Origin of the sequence: Pseudomonas sediminis, assembly GCF_039555755.1 — a bacterium.
GTDB lineage: Bacteria > Pseudomonadota > Gammaproteobacteria > Pseudomonadales > Pseudomonadaceae > Aquipseudomonas > Aquipseudomonas mendocina_D.
Window position 1 is genome coordinate 2,750,095 of the sequence record NZ_CP154631.1, and the last position, 16,483, is coordinate 2,766,577.

Annotated in this window: 14 protein-coding genes, 2 tRNA genes and 1 pseudogene; 16 read left to right on the forward strand and 1 reads right to left on the reverse strand. The window is 60.0% G+C overall.

Annotated elements, in window-relative coordinates; all coding sequences use genetic code 11:
* Positions 1-77 precede the first annotated feature (77 nt).
* The 6 genes from dnaJ to AAEQ75_RS12995 all read left to right on the forward strand — a co-directional run bounded on the left by dnaJ (position 78) and on the right by AAEQ75_RS12995 (position 7,544).
* A complete protein-coding gene (gene dnaJ / locus AAEQ75_RS12970) occupies positions 78-1,205 on the forward strand; it encodes a molecular chaperone DnaJ (protein WP_343349216.1) in 1,128 nt (375 codons plus the stop codon).
* A 47-nt stretch (positions 1,206-1,252) separates the two neighbouring features.
* Positions 1,253-2,056: a 4-hydroxy-tetrahydrodipicolinate reductase gene (dapB, locus tag AAEQ75_RS12975; protein ID WP_343349218.1), complete on the forward strand. Its 804-nt coding sequence runs from the start codon at positions 1,253-1,255 to the stop codon at positions 2,054-2,056.
* A gap of 190 nt (positions 2,057-2,246) precedes the next feature.
* The gene (carA, locus tag AAEQ75_RS12980; RefSeq protein WP_343349220.1) at positions 2,247-3,395 is read left to right on the forward strand and encodes a glutamine-hydrolyzing carbamoyl-phosphate synthase small subunit; all 1,149 of its coding nucleotides are present in this window, start codon (positions 2,247-2,249) and stop codon (positions 3,393-3,395) included.
* Positions 3,396-3,431: 36 nt separating this feature from the next.
* Positions 3,432-6,653 carry a carbamoyl-phosphate synthase large subunit gene (gene carB, locus AAEQ75_RS12985; protein WP_343349222.1) on the forward strand — a complete coding sequence of 1,074 codons (3,222 nt, stop codon included), beginning with the start codon at positions 3,432-3,434 and terminating at the stop codon, positions 6,651-6,653.
* Complete coding sequence (greA, locus tag AAEQ75_RS12990) at positions 6,650-7,126, forward strand: transcription elongation factor GreA (protein ID WP_143506221.1); 477 nt, start codon at positions 6,650-6,652, stop codon at positions 7,124-7,126. The genes carB and greA overlap by 4 nt, the downstream gene beginning before the upstream one ends.
* Positions 7,104-7,544 (forward strand): DUF4149 domain-containing protein, encoded by a 441-nt coding sequence (locus tag AAEQ75_RS12995; protein WP_256832986.1) that lies wholly within the window; start codon positions 7,104-7,106, stop codon positions 7,542-7,544. The genes greA and AAEQ75_RS12995 overlap by 23 nt, the downstream gene beginning before the upstream one ends.
* Before the next feature lie 26 nt (positions 7,545-7,570).
* On the opposite strand, the gene yhbY is transcribed toward AAEQ75_RS12995, so the two are convergent.
* Positions 7,571-7,882 (reverse strand): ribosome assembly RNA-binding protein YhbY, encoded by a 312-nt coding sequence (gene yhbY, locus AAEQ75_RS13000; RefSeq protein WP_343349225.1) that lies wholly within the window; start codon positions 7,880-7,882, stop codon positions 7,571-7,573.
* A 90-nt stretch (positions 7,883-7,972) separates the two neighbouring features.
* Between yhbY and AAEQ75_RS13005 the strand changes: the two are divergent.
* The 10 genes and pseudogenes from AAEQ75_RS13005 to nusA all read left to right on the forward strand — a co-directional run bounded on the left by AAEQ75_RS13005 (position 7,973) and on the right by nusA (position 16,462).
* Positions 7,973-8,470, forward strand: a pseudogene (locus AAEQ75_RS13005) (RlmE family RNA methyltransferase).
* A 171-nt stretch (positions 8,471-8,641) separates the two neighbouring features.
* Entirely contained in the window at positions 8,642-10,555 is a 1,914-nt protein-coding gene (gene ftsH, locus AAEQ75_RS13010; protein WP_179574418.1) for an ATP-dependent zinc metalloprotease FtsH, read from the forward strand.
* Between the two features lie 8 nt (positions 10,556-10,563).
* Entirely contained in the window at positions 10,564-11,415 is an 852-nt protein-coding gene (gene folP, locus AAEQ75_RS13015) for a dihydropteroate synthase (protein WP_273256243.1), read from the forward strand.
* Between the two features lie 13 nt (positions 11,416-11,428).
* Complete coding sequence (gene glmM, locus AAEQ75_RS13020; RefSeq protein ID WP_343349229.1) at positions 11,429-12,766, forward strand: phosphoglucosamine mutase; 1,338 nt, start codon at positions 11,429-11,431, stop codon at positions 12,764-12,766.
* A 65-nt stretch (positions 12,767-12,831) separates the two neighbouring features.
* Complete coding sequence (gene tpiA / locus AAEQ75_RS13025; RefSeq protein ID WP_273256239.1) at positions 12,832-13,587, forward strand: triose-phosphate isomerase; 756 nt, start codon at positions 12,832-12,834, stop codon at positions 13,585-13,587.
* 3 nt (positions 13,588-13,590) lie between these two features.
* A complete protein-coding gene (gene secG, locus AAEQ75_RS13030) occupies positions 13,591-13,968 on the forward strand; it encodes a preprotein translocase subunit SecG (protein WP_125835137.1) in 378 nt (125 codons plus the stop codon).
* Between the two features lie 7 nt (positions 13,969-13,975).
* Positions 13,976-14,061 (forward strand) — tRNA-Leu (locus tag AAEQ75_RS13035).
* Positions 14,062-14,158: 97 nt separating this feature from the next.
* Positions 14,159-14,235: transfer RNA gene (locus AAEQ75_RS13040), tRNA-Met, on the forward strand.
* Between the two features lie 126 nt (positions 14,236-14,361).
* Positions 14,362-14,820, forward strand: a complete 459-nt coding sequence (gene rimP, locus AAEQ75_RS13045) for a ribosome maturation factor RimP (RefSeq protein ID WP_099526098.1) — start codon at positions 14,362-14,364, stop codon at positions 14,818-14,820.
* Positions 14,821-14,980: 160 nt separating this feature from the next.
* The gene (gene nusA, locus AAEQ75_RS13050) at positions 14,981-16,462 is read left to right on the forward strand and encodes a transcription termination factor NusA (RefSeq protein WP_143506227.1); all 1,482 of its coding nucleotides are present in this window, start codon (positions 14,981-14,983) and stop codon (positions 16,460-16,462) included.
* Positions 16,463-16,483 lie beyond the last annotated feature (21 nt).

Below are 16,483 nucleotides of genomic sequence, written 5' to 3' on the forward strand. Positions count from 1 at the left end.
GGCAGGATTCGCCGCGCGGGAGCCTTCTCCCGCGTCGGCGTATCTGGAGCTCACGAATCTGAGAGTGCAGCACAACTATGGCAAAACGTGACTATTACGAGATCCTGGGGGTCGAGCGCGGCGCTAGTGAAGCCGAGCTGAAGAAGGCCTACCGGCGCCTGGCGATGAAGTATCACCCGGACCGCAACCCGGACGACAAAGACGCCGAAGAGAAATTCAAGGAGGCCAACGAGGCCTACGAAGTACTTTCTGATGCGGCCAAGCGTTCGGCTTACGATCAATACGGCCACGCCGGGGTCGACCCGCAGATGGGTGGCGGTGGTGGCGCTGGTTTCGGCGGCGCCAACTTCTCCGATATCTTCGGGGATGTGTTCAGCGACTTCTTCGGCGGTGCTCGCGGCGGTTCGCGTGGCGGCGCCCAGCGCGGCTCGGATCTGCGCTACACCCTTGAGCTGGATCTGGAGGAAGCGGTACGCGGCACCACCGTGACCATCCGCGTGCCGACCCTGGTCGGTTGCAAGACCTGCGATGGCTCGGGTGCCAAGAAGGGTACCAGCCCGGTCACCTGTACCACGTGCGGTGGTATCGGTCAGGTGCGCATGCAGCAGGGTTTCTTCTCCGTACAGCAGACCTGTCCGCGCTGTCATGGCAGCGGCAAGATGATCTCCGACCCGTGCGGCAGCTGTCATGGCCAGGGGCGCGTGGAAGAGAGCAAGACCCTGTCGGTCAAAGTGCCGCCAGGTGTCGATACCGGTGACCGCATTCGCCTGTCCGGCGAGGGCGAGGCCGGCACCCATGGCGGTCCGGCCGGTGACCTGTATGTGGTGGTCAACGTCCGTGAGCATGCGATCTTCCAGCGTGACGGCAAGCATCTGTACTGCGAAGTGCCGATCAGCTTTGCCGATGCGGCGCTGGGTGGCGAGCTGGAAGTGCCGACCCTCGATGGTCGGGTCAAGCTGAAGATCCCGGAAGGTACTCAGACCGGCAAGCTGTTCCGCCTGCGTGGCAAGGGCGTGGCACCTGTGCGTGGTGGTGCGGCTGGTGATCTGATGTGCCGGGTGGCGGTGGAAACGCCGGTCAACCTGAACAAGCGTCAGCGCGAGCTGCTCGAGGAGTTCCGCAAGTCGCTGCAGGGTGACGATTCCCACTCGCCCAAGGCCAGTGGCTGGTTCGAAGGCGTGAAGCGCTTCTTCGGCGACGTTTAATCGCAACGCGCCCCGGTGATGCCGGGGCGACAGCTTGGAGCTGATGTATGCAACGTATTGCAGTGATGGGCGCCGCCGGGCGTATGGGCAAGACCCTGATCGAGGCCGTCAATCAGGCCGAGGGTGCCAAGCTCAGTGCCGCCATCGACCGTGCTGACAGCAGCCTGATCGGTGCAGATGCTGGTGAGCTGGTCGGTCTGGGCAAGATCGGGGTAACCCTGGCAGGCGACCTGAGTGCCGTGATCGATGACTTCGACGTGCTGATTGACTTCACTCACCCGTCGGTGACGCTGAAGAACCTGGAAGTCTGCCGTCAGGCGGGCAAGGCCATGGTAATCGGCACCACCGGCTTCACTGTCGAGGAAAGGCAGCAGCTAAGCGAAGCGGCCAAGCAGATTCCGATCGTTTTCGCCGCCAACTTCAGCGTCGGCGTCAACCTGTGCCTGAAGTTGCTCGATACCGCAGCTCGCGTATTGGGTGATGACGTGGATATCGAGATCATCGAAGCCCACCATCGGCACAAGGTCGATGCGCCGTCCGGCACCGCGCTGCGCATGGGCGAAGTAGTTGCTGATGCATTGGGGCGTGATCTGCAGAAGGTCGCCGTCTACGGCCGTGAAGGGCAGACCGGTGCGCGTGAGCGTGAAACGATTGGCTTCGCCACCGTGCGTGCCGGTGATGTGGTGGGTGATCACACCGTGTTGTTCGCCGCCGACGGCGAGCGCGTAGAGATCACGCACAAGGCCTCCAGCCGCATGACTTTCGCCAAGGGCGCAGTGCGTTCTGCGCTGTGGCTGCAGCAGCGTTCTCCGGCGCTGTACGACATGCAGGACGTGCTGGGCCTGCGTTGATGCGAATGTGTGACTGAGGCGTCTTATTGGGTGGACCGAAAAAGGGTTTTCCTGTAAGCTTCCTGTTTTAGTGTGTCCACTAAAAGTTACGCAGAATGGCTCAAATAAAAAAGCGGGATGACCTTCACACGTCATCCCGCTTTTTTACAACCTGCGTTTGCTTCAAGCCTTGATCGAGACGGAGGTCTTCTTGACTAAGCCAGCCCCCAAACCTGCCATTTTGGCCCTTGCTGACGGCAGCATTTTTCGCGGCGATTCCATCGGGGCCGATGGCCAGACGATTGGAGAGGTGGTGTTCAACACCGCCATGACCGGCTATCAGGAAATCCTTACCGATCCATCCTATGCCCAGCAGATCGTTACCCTGACTTACCCGCACATCGGCAACACCGGCACCACGCCGGAAGATGCCGAGTCCAACCGCGTATGGGCCGCTGGCCTGATCATTCGTGACCTGCCGCTGATCTCCAGCAACTGGCGCGACAAGCAACCGCTGGACGAGTACCTGAAAGCCAACGGCACCGTCGCCATCGCCGGTATCGATACGCGCCGCCTGACCCGCATCCTGCGCGAGAAGGGTTCGCAGAACGGCTGCATCCTGGTCGGTGACGACGCCACCGAAGAGAAAGCACTGGAGCTGGCGCGCAGCTTCCCGGGTCTCAAGGGTATGGATCTGGCCAAGGTGGTCAGCTGCACCGAGCGCTACGAGTGGCGCGAAAGCACCTGGAATCTGAAGAACGACAGCCATCCGGAAATCCCGGCCAGCGAACTGCCTTATCACGTGGTCGCCTACGACTACGGTGTGAAGCTGAACATCCTGCGCATGCTGGTCGAGCGTGGCTGCCGCCTGACCGTGGTGCCGGCGCAAACTCCGGCCAGCGACGTGCTGGCGCTCAATCCCGATGGTGTGTTCCTGTCCAACGGCCCTGGCGATCCCGAGCCGTGCGACTACGCGATCCAGGCGATCAAGGACGTGCTGGAAACCGATATCCCGGTATTCGGCATCTGCCTCGGCCACCAGTTGCTGGCCCTGGCCTCCGGCGCCAAGACCCTGAAAATGGGTCATGGCCATCACGGTGCCAACCACCCGGTACAGGATCTCGACAGCGGCGTGGTGATGATCACCAGCCAGAACCACGGTTTTGCCGTGGACGAAAGCAGCCTGCCGAGCAATGTGCGTCCGATCCACAAGTCGCTGTTCGACGGCACCCTGCAGGGCATCGAGCGTACCGACAAGGACGCCTTCAGCTTCCAGGGTCACCCCGAGGCGAGCCCCGGCCCGCACGACGTGGCGCCGCTGTTCGACCGCTTCATCGAAGCCATGGCCAAGCGCCGTTAAGCCCCGCCGACTGACCCAAGGATTCGAGTAACCGCTATGCCAAAACGTACAGATATCAAAAGCATCCTGATCCTCGGCGCCGGCCCCATCGTCATCGGCCAGGCCTGTGAGTTCGACTACTCCGGCGCCCAGGCCTGCAAGGCGCTGAAGGAAGAAGGGTTCCGCGTCATCCTGGTGAACTCCAACCCGGCCACCATCATGACTGACCCGTCTATGGCCGACGCCACCTACATCGAGCCGATCAAGTGGGCCACCGTGGCCAAGATCATCGAGAAGGAGCGCCCCGACGCGCTGCTGCCGACCATGGGTGGCCAGACCGCACTGAACTGTGCGCTGGATCTGGAGCGCCATGGCGTGCTGGAAAAATTCGGCGTCGAGATGATCGGTGCCAACGCCGACACCATCGACAAGGCTGAAGACCGTTCGCGCTTCGACAAGGCGATGAAAGACATCGGCCTGGCGTGCCCGGTATCCGGCATTGCCCACAGCATGGAAGACGCTTACGGCGTCCTCGAGAAAGTCGGCTTCCCGTGCATCATCCGTCCGTCCTTCACCATGGGTGGCACCGGTGGTGGCATCGCCTACAACCGTGAAGAATTCGAGGAAATCTGCGCCCGCGGTCTCGATCTGTCGCCGACCAGCGAGCTGCTGATCGACGAGTCGCTGATCGGCTGGAAGGAATACGAGATGGAGGTGGTCCGCGACAAGAAGGACAACTGCATCATCGTCTGCTCCATCGAGAACTTCGACCCGATGGGCGTGCACACCGGTGACTCGATCACCGTTGCCCCGGCACAGACCCTGACCGACAAGGAATACCAGATCCTGCGTAACGCCTCGCTGGCGGTACTGCGTGAGATCGGCGTCGAAACCGGTGGCTCCAACGTGCAGTTCGGCATCTGCCCGAACACCGGTCGTATGGTCGTGATCGAAATGAACCCGCGTGTATCGCGCAGCTCGGCGCTGGCCTCCAAGGCCACCGGCTTCCCGATTGCCAAGATCGCCGCCAAGCTGGCTGTCGGTTACACCCTCGACGAGCTGAGCAACGACATCACCGGCGGGCGTACCCCGGCGTCGTTCGAGCCGGCCATCGACTATGTGGTAACCAAGGTTCCGCGCTTCGCCTTCGAGAAATTCCCGAAAGCCGACGCCCGCCTGACCACTCAGATGAAGTCCGTCGGTGAAGTCATGGCCATCGGCCGTACCTTCCAGGAGTCCATGCAGAAAGCCCTGCGCGGTCTGGAAGTCGGCGTTGCCGGCTTCGATCCGAAGCTCGACCTGAACGACCCGGAGGCTGAAAGCACTCTGCGTCGCGAGCTGACCGTGCCCAGTGCCGACCGTATCTGGTACGTGGCTGATGCCTTTCGCGCCGGCAAGACCGTCGCCGAAGTGTTCGAGCTGACCCGTATCGACGAGTGGTTCCTGGTGCAGATCGAAGATCTGATCAAGGACGAAGCCACCGTGCAGACCCTGGGTCTGTCGGCCATCGACCGCGATCTGATGTTCAAGCTCAAGCGCAAGGGCTTCTCCGATGCGCGCCTGGCCAAGTTGCTGGGTGTTTCCGAGAAGAGCCTGCGTGCTCATCGCCACAAGCTGAAAGTGCTGCCGGTGTACAAGCGCGTGGACACCTGCGCCGCCGAATTCGCCACCGACACCGCCTACATGTACTCGACCTACGAGGAAGAGTGCGAGGCCAATCCGTCGAGCCGCGAGAAAATCATGATTCTCGGTGGCGGCCCCAACCGTATCGGCCAGGGCATCGAGTTCGACTACTGCTGCGTGCACGCTGCGCTGGCCATGCGTGAAGACGGTTACGAGACCATTATGGTCAACTGCAACCCGGAAACCGTCTCCACCGACTACGACACCTCCGACCGCCTGTACTTCGAGCCGGTGACACTGGAAGACGTGCTGGAAATCGTCCGTGTCGAGCAGCCGAAAGGCGTCATCGTGCAGTACGGCGGCCAGACCCCGCTGAAGATCTGCCGCGCCTTGGAAGAAGCGGGCGTACCGATCATCGGTACCAGCCCCGAGGCCATCGACCGCGCCGAAGACCGCGAGCGCTTCCAGCAGATGGTGCAGCGTCTGAACCTGCGTCAGCCGGCCAACGCCACTGCGCGCAGCGAAGATGAAGCCCTGGCTCTGTCGAAGAACATCGGTTACCCGATGGTGGTGCGTCCGTCCTACGTACTGGGCGGCCGGGCGATGGAAATCGTCTACCAGGAAGAAGAGCTCAAGCGCTACATGCGCGAAGCGGTGAAGGTCTCCAATGACAGCCCGGTGCTGCTCGATCGCTTCCTCAACTGCGCCATCGAGGTGGACGTGGATGCGGTGTGCGACGGCGAGACCGTGGTGATCGGTGCGATCATGCAGCACATCGAACAGGCTGGCGTGCACTCCGGTGACTCCGCTTGCTCGTTGCCGCCGTACTCGCTGCCGATGCACATCCAGGACGAGATCCGCGAGCAGGTCAAGAAAATGGCCCTGGAGCTCGGCGTGGTCGGTCTGATGAACGTACAGATGGCCGTGCAGGGCGAGGATATCTACGTCATCGAGGTGAACCCGCGCGCCTCGCGTACCGTGCCGTTCGTCTCCAAGTGTGTCGGCGAGTCGCTGGCCAAGGTGGCTGCCCGCGTCATGGCCGGCAAGAGCCTGGCCGAGGCCGGTTACAGCGAGGAAATCATCCCGCCGTTCTTCAGCGTCAAGGAAGCGGTATTCCCCTTCGCCAAGTTCCCGGGCGTCGACCCGATCCTCGGCCCAGAGATGAAATCCACCGGTGAAGTCATGGGTGTCGGTGACAGCTTCGGTGAGGCCTTTGCCAAGGCGCAGCTGGGTGCCAGCGAGATTCTGCCGAACTCCGGTTGCGCGTTCATCAGCGTGCGTGAGGATGACAAGGCGGAAGCTGTTCAGGTCGCACGTGATCTGGTCGCGCTGGGCTTCGAGGTGGTCGCCACCGCCGGCACTGCCAAAGTTATCGAGGCTGCCGGCCTGCCGGTACGCCGCGTGAACAAGGTGACCGAAGGCCGTCCGCACGTGGTCGACATGATCAAGAATGACGAAGTCACTCTGATCATCAATACCACCGAGGGGCGTCAGTCCATCGCTGACTCCTACTCGATCCGTCGTAACGCCCTGCAGCACAAGATCTACTGCACCACCACCATCGCGGCGGGGCAGGCGGTCTGTGAAGCGCTCAAGTTCGGTCCCGAGAAGACCGTGCGCCGGCTGCAGGATCTGCATGCAGGAATCAAGGCATGAACAAGTACCCCATGACCGTCCAGGGCGCTCGCGCCCTGGAAGAAGAGCTGGCGCACCTGACCAAGGTGCGTCGTCCCGCACTGAGCCAGGCGATTGCCGAAGCTCGCGAGCTGGGCGACCTGAAGGAAAACGCCGAATACCACGCCGCCCGCGAAGAGCAGGGCATGGTCGAGGCGCGCGTGCGTGATATCGAAGGCCGTCTGCAGAACGCAGTGATCATCGACGTCACCAGCATCGAGCACACCGGCAAGGTGATCTTCGGCACCACGGTGGAAATCGCCAACGTCGAGACCGACGAAAGCGTGACCTACCAGATCGTTGGTGAAGACGAAGCCGACATCAAGCAGCGCAAGATCTCCGTCGGCTCGCCTATCGCTCGTGCCCTGATCGGCAAGAGCGAGGGTGATGTGGTGGCGGTGCAGACCCCCAGCGGCCTGATCGAGTACGAGATTGTCGAAGTCCGTCATATCTAAACCGCAACAACCGTCGCGGGCGGCTGCCATAAGTTGGCAGCTGGCCCAGACTCTCTGGGTTGGCGGTTTGTGGTTGCTGCAATTCGTCATCCTGCCAGCTATCGGTCAGGTTGGCCTGGCGCCGCTGCTGGTGGAGGAAATCGCTACGCGGCTGGTGCCGTTGCTGGTCGGCATGACGGCCGTATGCATTGCGCTGCAGGCCTTTGCCCTGTTGCGCAGTGATGGGCTATCGAGTCTTTGGCGAGATATACGCGGGCAGTTGTTGTTGACCGTCGCAGTCATGGCCCTGAGCTATTTTGCCGTGCTGCGTTACTGGCCCGATGCCGAGCGCCTGCTGCGTTTCAGCTATCTGGTGATGGCCTTTTGCGGGCTGTTACTGGTACTACAGCCCGTTCCGGGTAAATTGCGCGGCGCCTGACGTCTGACAGGCGCTGCACGCAGCCGTCAACCCTGATAACGAATGACGTTGGACAGGTTGCGATTCGGCTTGGGGTTCTTGCGATAGAGCAGGGCGACCTTGCCAATCGATTGGACCAGTTCAGCGCGTCCACTCTCGCACAGGGCTACAATGGCAGTCTGGCGATCCTCGCGTTCGGTGAGGCGCAGCTGTACCTTGATAAGCTCGTGATCGTTCAGGGCGCGGTCCAGCTCGGCCAGCACTCCCTCGGTCAATCCATTGTCAGCCACGATCAATACAGGTTTCAGGTGGTGGCCGATAGATTTGAATTGTTTCTTCTGCTCTTGAGTGAGCGGCATAATCGTTAGTACCTAGTTCGGTCTGGAAAACGGCGCCTATCTTACCCGAGCCCGCGCAGTTATTCATGACCCGTTGAGTCAGAGGTTTCAGTGGCACGTTCCAAGACCAGCCAGCGTTGGCTGAAAGAACATTTCGACGATCCTTACGTGGAGATGGCGCAGATGGACGGCTATCGTTCACGCGCCAGCTACAAGTTGCTGGAAATCCAGGAGAAGGATCGCATCCCTGATGTCACCTTCATTCAGGGTGACTTCACCGATGACGCGGTCTTCGCGCAGATTCTCGAGGCCATCGGTGAAAATCCGGTGGACCTTGTTATTTCCGATATGGCCCCCAATATAAGTAGGGTAAGAACCGCCGATCAGGCGCGCGCCATGTAATTGTGCGAGCTGGCGCTGGATCTGGCCGGGCGTGTATTGCGTCCGGGCGGTGATTTTCTGATCAAAATCTTCCAGGGCGAAGGTTTCGACGCTTATCACAAGCAGGTGTATGAGACCTTCGACAAGGTACAGATGCGCAAGCCGCTGTCCTCGCGTGATCGCTCCCGTGAACAATATCTGCTGGCGCGTGGCTTTCGCGGGGTGTGATTGAAACTGGTATCGACCCTGTCGGTCTCAGTGGCAGAAACCTAATAAAGGGTTACAGACGGCGCCTGCGGGACGCGGGCGTTTGGTGTAAGTTAGTCGGTATATCATTGGTCGTCATGGGAAGCCCGCTTCGCCACGAGGCCTGCTTCAGAGGGTAGCTAATTGAACGACATGGCAAAGAATCTGATCCTGTGGCTGATCATCGCGGCGGTGCTGGTTACCGTGATGAACAACTTCTCCAGTCCGAGCGAGCCGCAGACCCTGAGCTACTCGCAATTCATCGAGCAGGTGAAGGAAGGGCGCGTCGAGCGCGTCACCGTCGACGGCTATGTGATCACTGGTAAGCGTACCGATGGCGAGGGCTTCAAGACCATTCGGCCGGCGATCCAGGATGGTGGCCTGATTGGCGACCTGATCGATAACAACGTGGTTATCGAAGGCAAGCAGCCTGAGCAGCAGAGCATCTGGACTCAGTTGCTGGTGGCCAGCTTCCCGATTCTGGTGATCATCGCGGTATTTATGTTCTTCATGCGTCAGATGCAAGGTGGGGCTGGCGGCAAGGGCGGGCCGATGAGCTTCGGCAAGTCCAAGGCGCGCCTGCTCTCTGAGGATCAGGTCAAGACCACCTTCGCCGACGTTGCCGGTTGCGACGAGGCCAAGGAAGAAGTCAGCGAGTTGGTGGAATTTCTACGCGATCCAGGCAAGTTCCAGCGTCTGGGCGGTCGTATCCCGCGCGGTGTGCTGATGGTCGGGTCGCCAGGTACAGGTAAAACCTTGCTGGCCAAGGCCGTGGCCGGTGAAGCGAAAGTGCCGTTCTTCACCATTTCCGGTTCCGACTTCGTCGAAATGTTCGTCGGTGTGGGTGCTTCCCGCGTTCGCGACATGTTCGATCAGGCCAAGAAGCACGCACCATGCATCATCTTCATCGACGAGATCGACGCCGTGGGTCGCCATCGTGGCGCTGGCATGGGCGGCGGTCACGACGAGCGTGAGCAGACACTCAACCAGTTGCTGGTGGAGATGGATGGCTTCGAAATGAATGACGGCATTATCGTCATCGCTGCCACCAACCGTCCGGACGTTCTCGACCCTGCGCTGCTGCGTCCTGGCCGCTTCGACCGCCAGGTGGTCGTTGGTCTGCCGGATATTCGTGGTCGCGAGCAGATTCTGAAAGTGCACATGCGCAAGGTGCCGATGGGCGACGACGTCAATCCGGCTGTCATTGCACGTGGTACTCCGGGGTTCTCCGGTGCCGATCTGGCCAACCTGGTAAACGAGGCTTCGCTGTTCGCAGCCCGTGCCGGCAAGCGACTGGTGGAGATGAAGGAATTCGAGCTGGCCAAGGACAAGATCATGATGGGCGCTGAGCGCAAGACCATGGTCATGTCCGACAAGGAGAAGCTCAACACCGCTTACCACGAGGCGGGCCACGCCATCGTCGGTCGCCTGGTTCCCGAGCATGATCCTGTCTACAAGGTTTCCATCATTCCGCGCGGTCGTGCCTTGGGTGTGACCATGTTCCTGCCGGAAGAAGATCGTTACAGCCTCAGCAAGCGCGCTTTGATCAGTCAGATCTGCTCGCTGTTCGGTGGCCGTATCGCCGAGGAAATGACCCTGGGCTTCGACGGCGTTACCACGGGGGCTTCCAACGATATCATGCGCGCCACCCAGCTGGCCAAGAACATGGTCACCAAGTGGGGCCTGTCCGAGAAGCTGGGCCCGTTGATGTATGCGGAGGAGGAAGGTGAAGTCTTCCTGGGTCGTAGCATGGGCAGCCAGGCCAGCAATGTTTCCGGTGAGACTGCCAAGCAGATCGACGAGGAAGTGCGCCGTATCATCGATGAATGCTACGACACGGCCAAGAAGCTGCTGGTAGAGAACCGTGACAAGCTCGATGCCATGGCCGAAGCGTTGATGAAATATGAAACCATCGACGCTGAGCAGATCGATGACATCATGAATGGTCGCGAGCCCCGTGAGCCGCGCGGCTGGGGTGGTGGTGACGACTCTGGTGCTCCGCAGGCCAAAGTCGACGAGCCAGACCGCTCTGAAAAGCCCATTGGTGGGCCGGCGGCCGAGCACTAAGGTTTCATATGTCTCAAGCGCAACACCCGAGCCGGCTACCCTGTGGTAGCCGGCTTCTTGATTTGTCCCGTCCGCAGGTGATGGGCATCCTCAATGTCACTCCTGATTCTTTCTCCGACGGTGGGCGCTTTACGGCGCGCGATGCTGCATTGCGTCACGCCGAGCAGATGGTCGCCGCAGGTGCGACGCTGATCGATATCGGTGGTGAGTCCACCCGCCCGGGCGCCCGAGCCGTTTCTCCGACCGAAGAGCTGGAGCGGGTTGCGCCAGTGGTCGAAGCCATCGCCCGTCAGCTCGACGTGATCATTTCCGTGGATACCTCGACGCCCGCAGTCATGCGCGAAAGTGCAAGGCTTGGTGCGGGGCTGATCAATGATGTGCGTTCGTTGCAGCGTGATGGTGCTCTGGATGCGGCGGCAGATACTGGTTTGCCGGTCTGTCTGATGCATATGCGTGGCGAGCCCGGCAACATGCAGGATGATCCGCAATATCCGGATATCGTCGCTGAGGTGCGTGATTTTCTCGCCGAGCGCATGGCCGTCTGCACGACAGCCGGTATTCCCGCTGAGCGGATCCTGCTCGATCCGGGCTTTGGTTTTGCCAAGACCCTGGAGCACAATTTGCTCCTGTTCAAGCGCATGAGTGAGCTCTCTGATCTGGGGCGCCCATTGCTGGTCGGTGTTTCGCGCAAGAGCATGATCGGTAAGGTGCTCGGTCACGAGGTTGGCGGTCGACTCTTCGGTAGTTTGGCATTGGCGGCCCTGGCATTGACCAAGGGTGCAAATATTTTGCGTGTGCACGATGTCGCCGAAACGGTGGATGTGGTGCGCATGATCGCTGCGGTTGAGGCGGCGCAATAACAAGGAAAGCGTTATGACTAGAAAATACTTCGGCACCGACGGTATTCGTGGCCGCGTTGGCCAGTTTCCCATTACTCCGGATTTCATGCTCAAGCTCGGCTGGGCCGCTGGTATGGCGTTTCGCAAACAGGGTAAGTGCCGCATTCTGATCGGCAAGGACACGCGTATCTCTGGCTACATGTTCGAGTCTGCCCTTGAAGCGGGGCTGGCTGCTGCAGGGGCTGACGTGCAACTGCTCGGGCCGATGCCGACGCCGGCCATCGCCTACCTGACGCGTACTTTCCAGGCTGATGCCGGTATCGTCATCAGTGCTTCGCACAATCCGCATGACGATAACGGCATCAAGTTCTTTTCCAGCGAAGGTACCAAGCTTCCGGATGATGTCGAGCTGATGATCGAAGAGTTGCTCGACCAGCCGATGACCGTGGTTGAGTCTGCCGGGATCGGTAAGGCTTCGCGAATCAACGACGCTTCGGGGCGCTATATCGAGTTCTGCAAGGGCAGCGTGCCCAGCGGCACCAGCTTCAAGGGGCTGAAGATCGTCCTCGATTGCGCTCATGGTGCTGCCTACAAGGTGGCGCCGAGTGTATTCCGCGAGCTGGGTGCAGAGGTTCGGGTCATTTCGGCTCAGCCTGATGGGCTCAATATCAATGATGATTGTGGCTCCACGCACATCGCGGCGTTGCAGGCTGAAGTGGTCGCGCAGCAGGCGGACCTGGGTATTGCCTTCGATGGCGATGCTGATCGTGTGCTGATGGTCGATCAGTACGGTGCGGTGGTCGACGGTGATGAGCTGTTGTTCATCATTGCGCGAGACCTGCAGGAGCGTGATCGTCTGCGTGGCGGTGTGGTTGGCACGCTGATGAGCAACCTGGGGCTGGAGCTGGCTCTGGCAGATCTGAACATCCCATTCGTTCGCGCCAATGTGGGCGATCGCTATGTGATCGCTGAATTGCTGGCGCGCAATTGGCAACTTGGTGGCGAGAACTCTGGGCACCTGGTGTGCTTCCAGCACACCACCACCGGCGATGCGATCATTGCCGCTCTGCAGGTGCTGATGGCGCTCAAGCGTCGTGGCCAGAGTCTGGTCGAGGCGCGCAGCGACCTGAAAAAATGCCCGCAGATATTGGTCAATGTGCGGTTTTCCGGTGCGCTCGACCCGCTCGAGCATCCGTCCGTTAAAGAGGCTTGTGCGCGGGTGACCGAGAGCATGGCAGGGCGCGGTCGCGTACTGCTACGCAAATCCGGCACCGAGCCATTGGTGCGGGTAATGGTCGAGGGTGACGAGGAAAGCTCGGTTCGCGGCTATGCCGATGAATTGGCTAAGATTGTTGCCGAAGTCTGTGCTTGATTGAGCTTGCTACCGAGGGTGCTCTTGGGTAACATCTGCGCCCTCTTTGATCGACGAGGCAAAACATGCGTCGCACCTTAGTCGCCGGTAACTGGAAAATGCACGGTACCCGCGCAAGCGTCGCAGAGCTGATCGAGGGGTTGCGTCAGCAGGTGCTGCCTGCTGATGTCGATTTTGCGGTGTTTCCCTCCAGTCTGCATATCGCTCAGGTCGTCGAAGGCCTGAATGGTAAGGCGGTGAAGATTGGGGCTCAGGATTGCGCGGCGCAAGTAGAGCAGGGCGCCTTGACTGGTGAGCTGGCCGTTAGTCAGTTGGTCGACGGCGGTTGTGAGCTGGTGCTGGTTGGTCACTCGGAGCGTCGCCTGATTCTGGGTGAAAGTGACGAAGTGGTCGTGCGCAAGTTTGCAGCGGTACAGGCTGCAGGTTTGACTCCTGTGCTCTGTGTGGGTGAAACCCGCGAGCAGCGTGAGGCGAATGCAACGCTGGGTGTGGTGGGTGGCCAGTTGGCCGCAGTCATCGACGCGCTGGGTGTCGATGCGTTGAAAAACGCCGTAGTGGCCTATGAGCCTGTATGGGCCATTGGTACCGGGTTGACCGCTACGCCCGAGCAGGCTCAGGAAGTGCACGCAGCGATCCGGGCGCAAGTTGCGCAGCTCGATGCTGGTGTCGCGAGTGAGTTGAGAATTCTTTATGGCGGCAGTGTAAAGGCCGCCAGTGCTGTCGAGTTGTTCGGTATGCGGGATATCGATGGGGGGCTCGTAGGTGGTGCCTCTCTGAATGCGGATGAATTCGGTGCGATCTGTCGCGCTGCAGGAAACTGAAGAATGCTGGAAACAGTCATTGTTGTTTTGCACCTGATGGGTGCGATCGGGATTGTAGCGCTGGTGCTGTTGCAGCAAGGTAAGGGTGCTGACGCAGGTGCGTCGTTCGGTTCGGGTGCTTCGGCAACTGTATTCGGAAGCCAAGGTTCCTCTACCTTTCTGAGTAAGTTTACTGGTATACTAGCTGCGGCTTTTTTCATTACCAGCTTGGGTTTAGCGTACTTTGCTAAAGAAAAAGCTGATGCACTGACTCAGGTTGGTCTGCCAGATCCGGCGGTTCTGGAAGTTCAACAAAAACCGGCTGTCGAAGATGTGCCGGTGCTCGAAGAGCAAGCTCCAGCATCCGATGCTTCGGATGTGCCGGAGGCTCCAGAGCAGTAACAGTTTTGCCGAGGTGGTGGAATTGGTAGACACGCTACCTTGAGGTGGTAGTGGCCATAGGCTGTAGGGGTTCGAGTCCCCTCCTCGGTACCATACTCAAGAAAGCCCGCAGTTCGCGGGCTTTCTTGTTGCTGGAGTGTTTGGTTGACCCTCGCCAGGGGGTGGCCGTATAATTCCGGCCCAGCTTTGACGCGGGGTGGAGCAGTCTGGTAGCTCGTCGGGCTCATAACCCGAAGGTCGTAGGTTCAAATCCTGCCCCCGCAACCAGTTTCAGAAGCCCCTTTTCAGGGGCTTTTTGTTAGCTGAAACACAGTGTCCGCAGCGTTATCGCGGGCAGACGGGATGGGCGTTTCGCCCATTTTTTATTTGCACAGCATGCACGAGGGCCGTTAAGTGTCGAGCAAGCTAGAACAGTTGCAGGCCTTGTTGGCCCCAGTAATCGAGGCGCTCGGTTACCAATGTTGGGGCATCGAGTTCCTGTCGCAGGGGCGTCATTCGCTGCTGCGTGTCTATATCGATAAAGCCGATGGCATCCTGATCGACGATTGTGAAATCGTCAGCCGTCAGCTCAGTGGTGTACTCGATGTCGAGGATCCGATTACCTCGGAGTACACACTGGAAGTTTCTTCTCCTGGCATGGATCGTCCGTTGTTCACCATCGAACAGTTTGCGACGCATGCCGGTGAACAGGTGAAGATCAAGCTGCGTTCGCCTTTCGACGGGCGTCGTAACTTCCAGGGCCTCCTTCGCGGTGTGGAGGAGCAGGACGTGGTAGTTCAGGTGGATGACCACGAGTATCTGTTGCCGATCGACCTGATCGACAAGGCCAATATCATCCCCCGATTTGATTGATATGCGGATTTTGTGGCGCTGCTGAACTGCCGATTTTCGGCGCAGCGCAAGCGACACAGATGGCGCGAAGGTAGCGCGGCCGCTCACGACGATAGCGCCAATGGCGTGAACGTGACGCGGACTGCGCAGAACCAATGGATTGCGAAAGGCGAGGCGTACGATGAGCAAAGAAGTACTGCTGGTTGTTGAGTCGGTATCCAACGAAAAGGGTGTACCGGCCGGCGTGATTTTCGAGGCGCTGGAGCTGGCTCTGGCGACTGCCACCAAGAAACGTTTCGAGGACGAGGTCGACCTGCGTGTGTCGATCAACCGTCAGAACGGTAGCTACGAAACTTTCCGGCGCTGGACCGTGGTCGACGAGTCCGAGTTCGAGGACCCTGCCTACCAGGTGACCGAGGATATGCCGCAGGCCGTTGAGGCCAACGCCAAGATCGGTGCCGTGCTCGAAGAGAAGGTCGATTCCATCGAGTTCGGCCGCATCGCCGCGCAAACTGCCAAGCAGGTCATCGTGCAGAAAGTGCGCGAGGCCGAGCGTGCCCAGGTGGTAGACGCCTACCGCGAGCGCCTGGGTGAGATCATCTCCGGCACCGTGAAGAAGGTCACCCGCGACAACGTCATCGTTGACCTGGGTAACAACGCCGAGGCGCTGCTGGCCCGTGAAGACATCATCCCGCGCGAGACTTTCCGCGTTGGTGTGCGTCTGCGTGCCCTGCTCAAGGAAATTCGTACCGAGAACCGCGGCCCGCAGCTGATCCTGTCGCGTACCGCTCCGGAAATGCTGATCGAGCTGTTCCGCATCGAAGTACCGGAAATCGCCGAAGGGCTGATCGACGTCAAGGCCGCCTCCCGTGATCCGGGTTCGCGCGCCAAGATCGCGGTGCGCTCCAAGGACAAGCGTATCGACCCGCAGGGTGCCTGCATCGGTATGCGTGGTTCGCGCGTCCAGGCCGTTTCCGGCGAGCTGGGCGGTGAGCGCGTTGATATCGTGCTGTGGGACGACAACCCCGCGCAGTTCGTCATCAATGCCATGTCGCCGGCTGAAGTGGCTGCGATCATCGTCGATGAAGATGCCCATGCCATGGACATCGCCGTTGGCGAAGACAACCTGGCCCAGGCCATTGGTCGTGGCGGTCAGAACGTGCGTCTTGCCAGTCAGTTGACCGGCTGGACGCTGAACGTGATGACCGAAGCGGACATTCAGGCCAAGCAACAGGCAGAAACCGGCGACATCATGCAGTCCTTCATCGACGAGCTGGAAGTCGACGAAGAGCTGGCACAAGTCCTGGTTGAAGAGGGTTTCACCAGTCTCGAAGAGATTGCCTACGTACCCATGGAAGAAATGCTCAGTATCGACGGCTTCGACGAGGAGATCGTCAATGAGCTGCGTGCACGGGCCAAGGATCGTCTGCTGACCAAGGCGATCGCCAACGAGGAGAAGTTGGCCGATGCCCATCCGGCAGATGATTTGCTGGAACTGGAAGGCATGGACAAGGCGCTGGCTCTGGAGCTTGCGCTGCGCGGCGTGATTACCCGTGAAGACCTGGCCGAGCAGTCGATTGACGACCTGCTCGACATCGACGGCATCGACGAAGAGCGTGCCGGCAAGCTGATCATGGCCGCCCGAGCCCATTGGTTCGAATAAGCGGTTGCGGCCTGAGGAGAA

Excerpts from the sequence above, each read along its gene's own strand:
- yhbY (WP_343349225.1), bottom strand. The coding sequence starts at position 7,882 with ATGCCGCTCACTCAAGAGCAGAAGAAACAATTCAAATCTATCGGCCAC.
- nusA (WP_143506227.1), top strand. The coding sequence starts at position 14,981 with ATGAGCAAAGAAGTACTGCTGGTTGTTGAGTCGGTATCCAACGAAAAG.
- dapB (WP_343349218.1), top strand. The coding sequence starts at position 1,253 with ATGCAACGTATTGCAGTGATGGGCGCCGCCGGGCGTATGGGCAAGACC.
- carB (WP_343349222.1), top strand. The coding sequence starts at position 3,432 with ATGCCAAAACGTACAGATATCAAAAGCATCCTGATCCTCGGCGCCGGC.
- secG (WP_125835137.1), top strand. The coding sequence starts at position 13,591 with ATGCTGGAAACAGTCATTGTTGTTTTGCACCTGATGGGTGCGATCGGG.
- glmM (WP_343349229.1), top strand. The coding sequence starts at position 11,429 with ATGACTAGAAAATACTTCGGCACCGACGGTATTCGTGGCCGCGTTGGC.
- tpiA (WP_273256239.1), top strand. The coding sequence starts at position 12,832 with ATGCGTCGCACCTTAGTCGCCGGTAACTGGAAAATGCACGGTACCCGC.
- greA (WP_143506221.1), top strand. The coding sequence starts at position 6,650 with ATGAACAAGTACCCCATGACCGTCCAGGGCGCTCGCGCCCTGGAAGAA.
- dnaJ (WP_343349216.1), top strand. The coding sequence starts at position 78 with ATGGCAAAACGTGACTATTACGAGATCCTGGGGGTCGAGCGCGGCGCT.
- ftsH (WP_179574418.1), top strand. The coding sequence starts at position 8,642 with ATGGCAAAGAATCTGATCCTGTGGCTGATCATCGCGGCGGTGCTGGTT.
- folP (WP_273256243.1), top strand. The coding sequence starts at position 10,564 with ATGTCTCAAGCGCAACACCCGAGCCGGCTACCCTGTGGTAGCCGGCTT.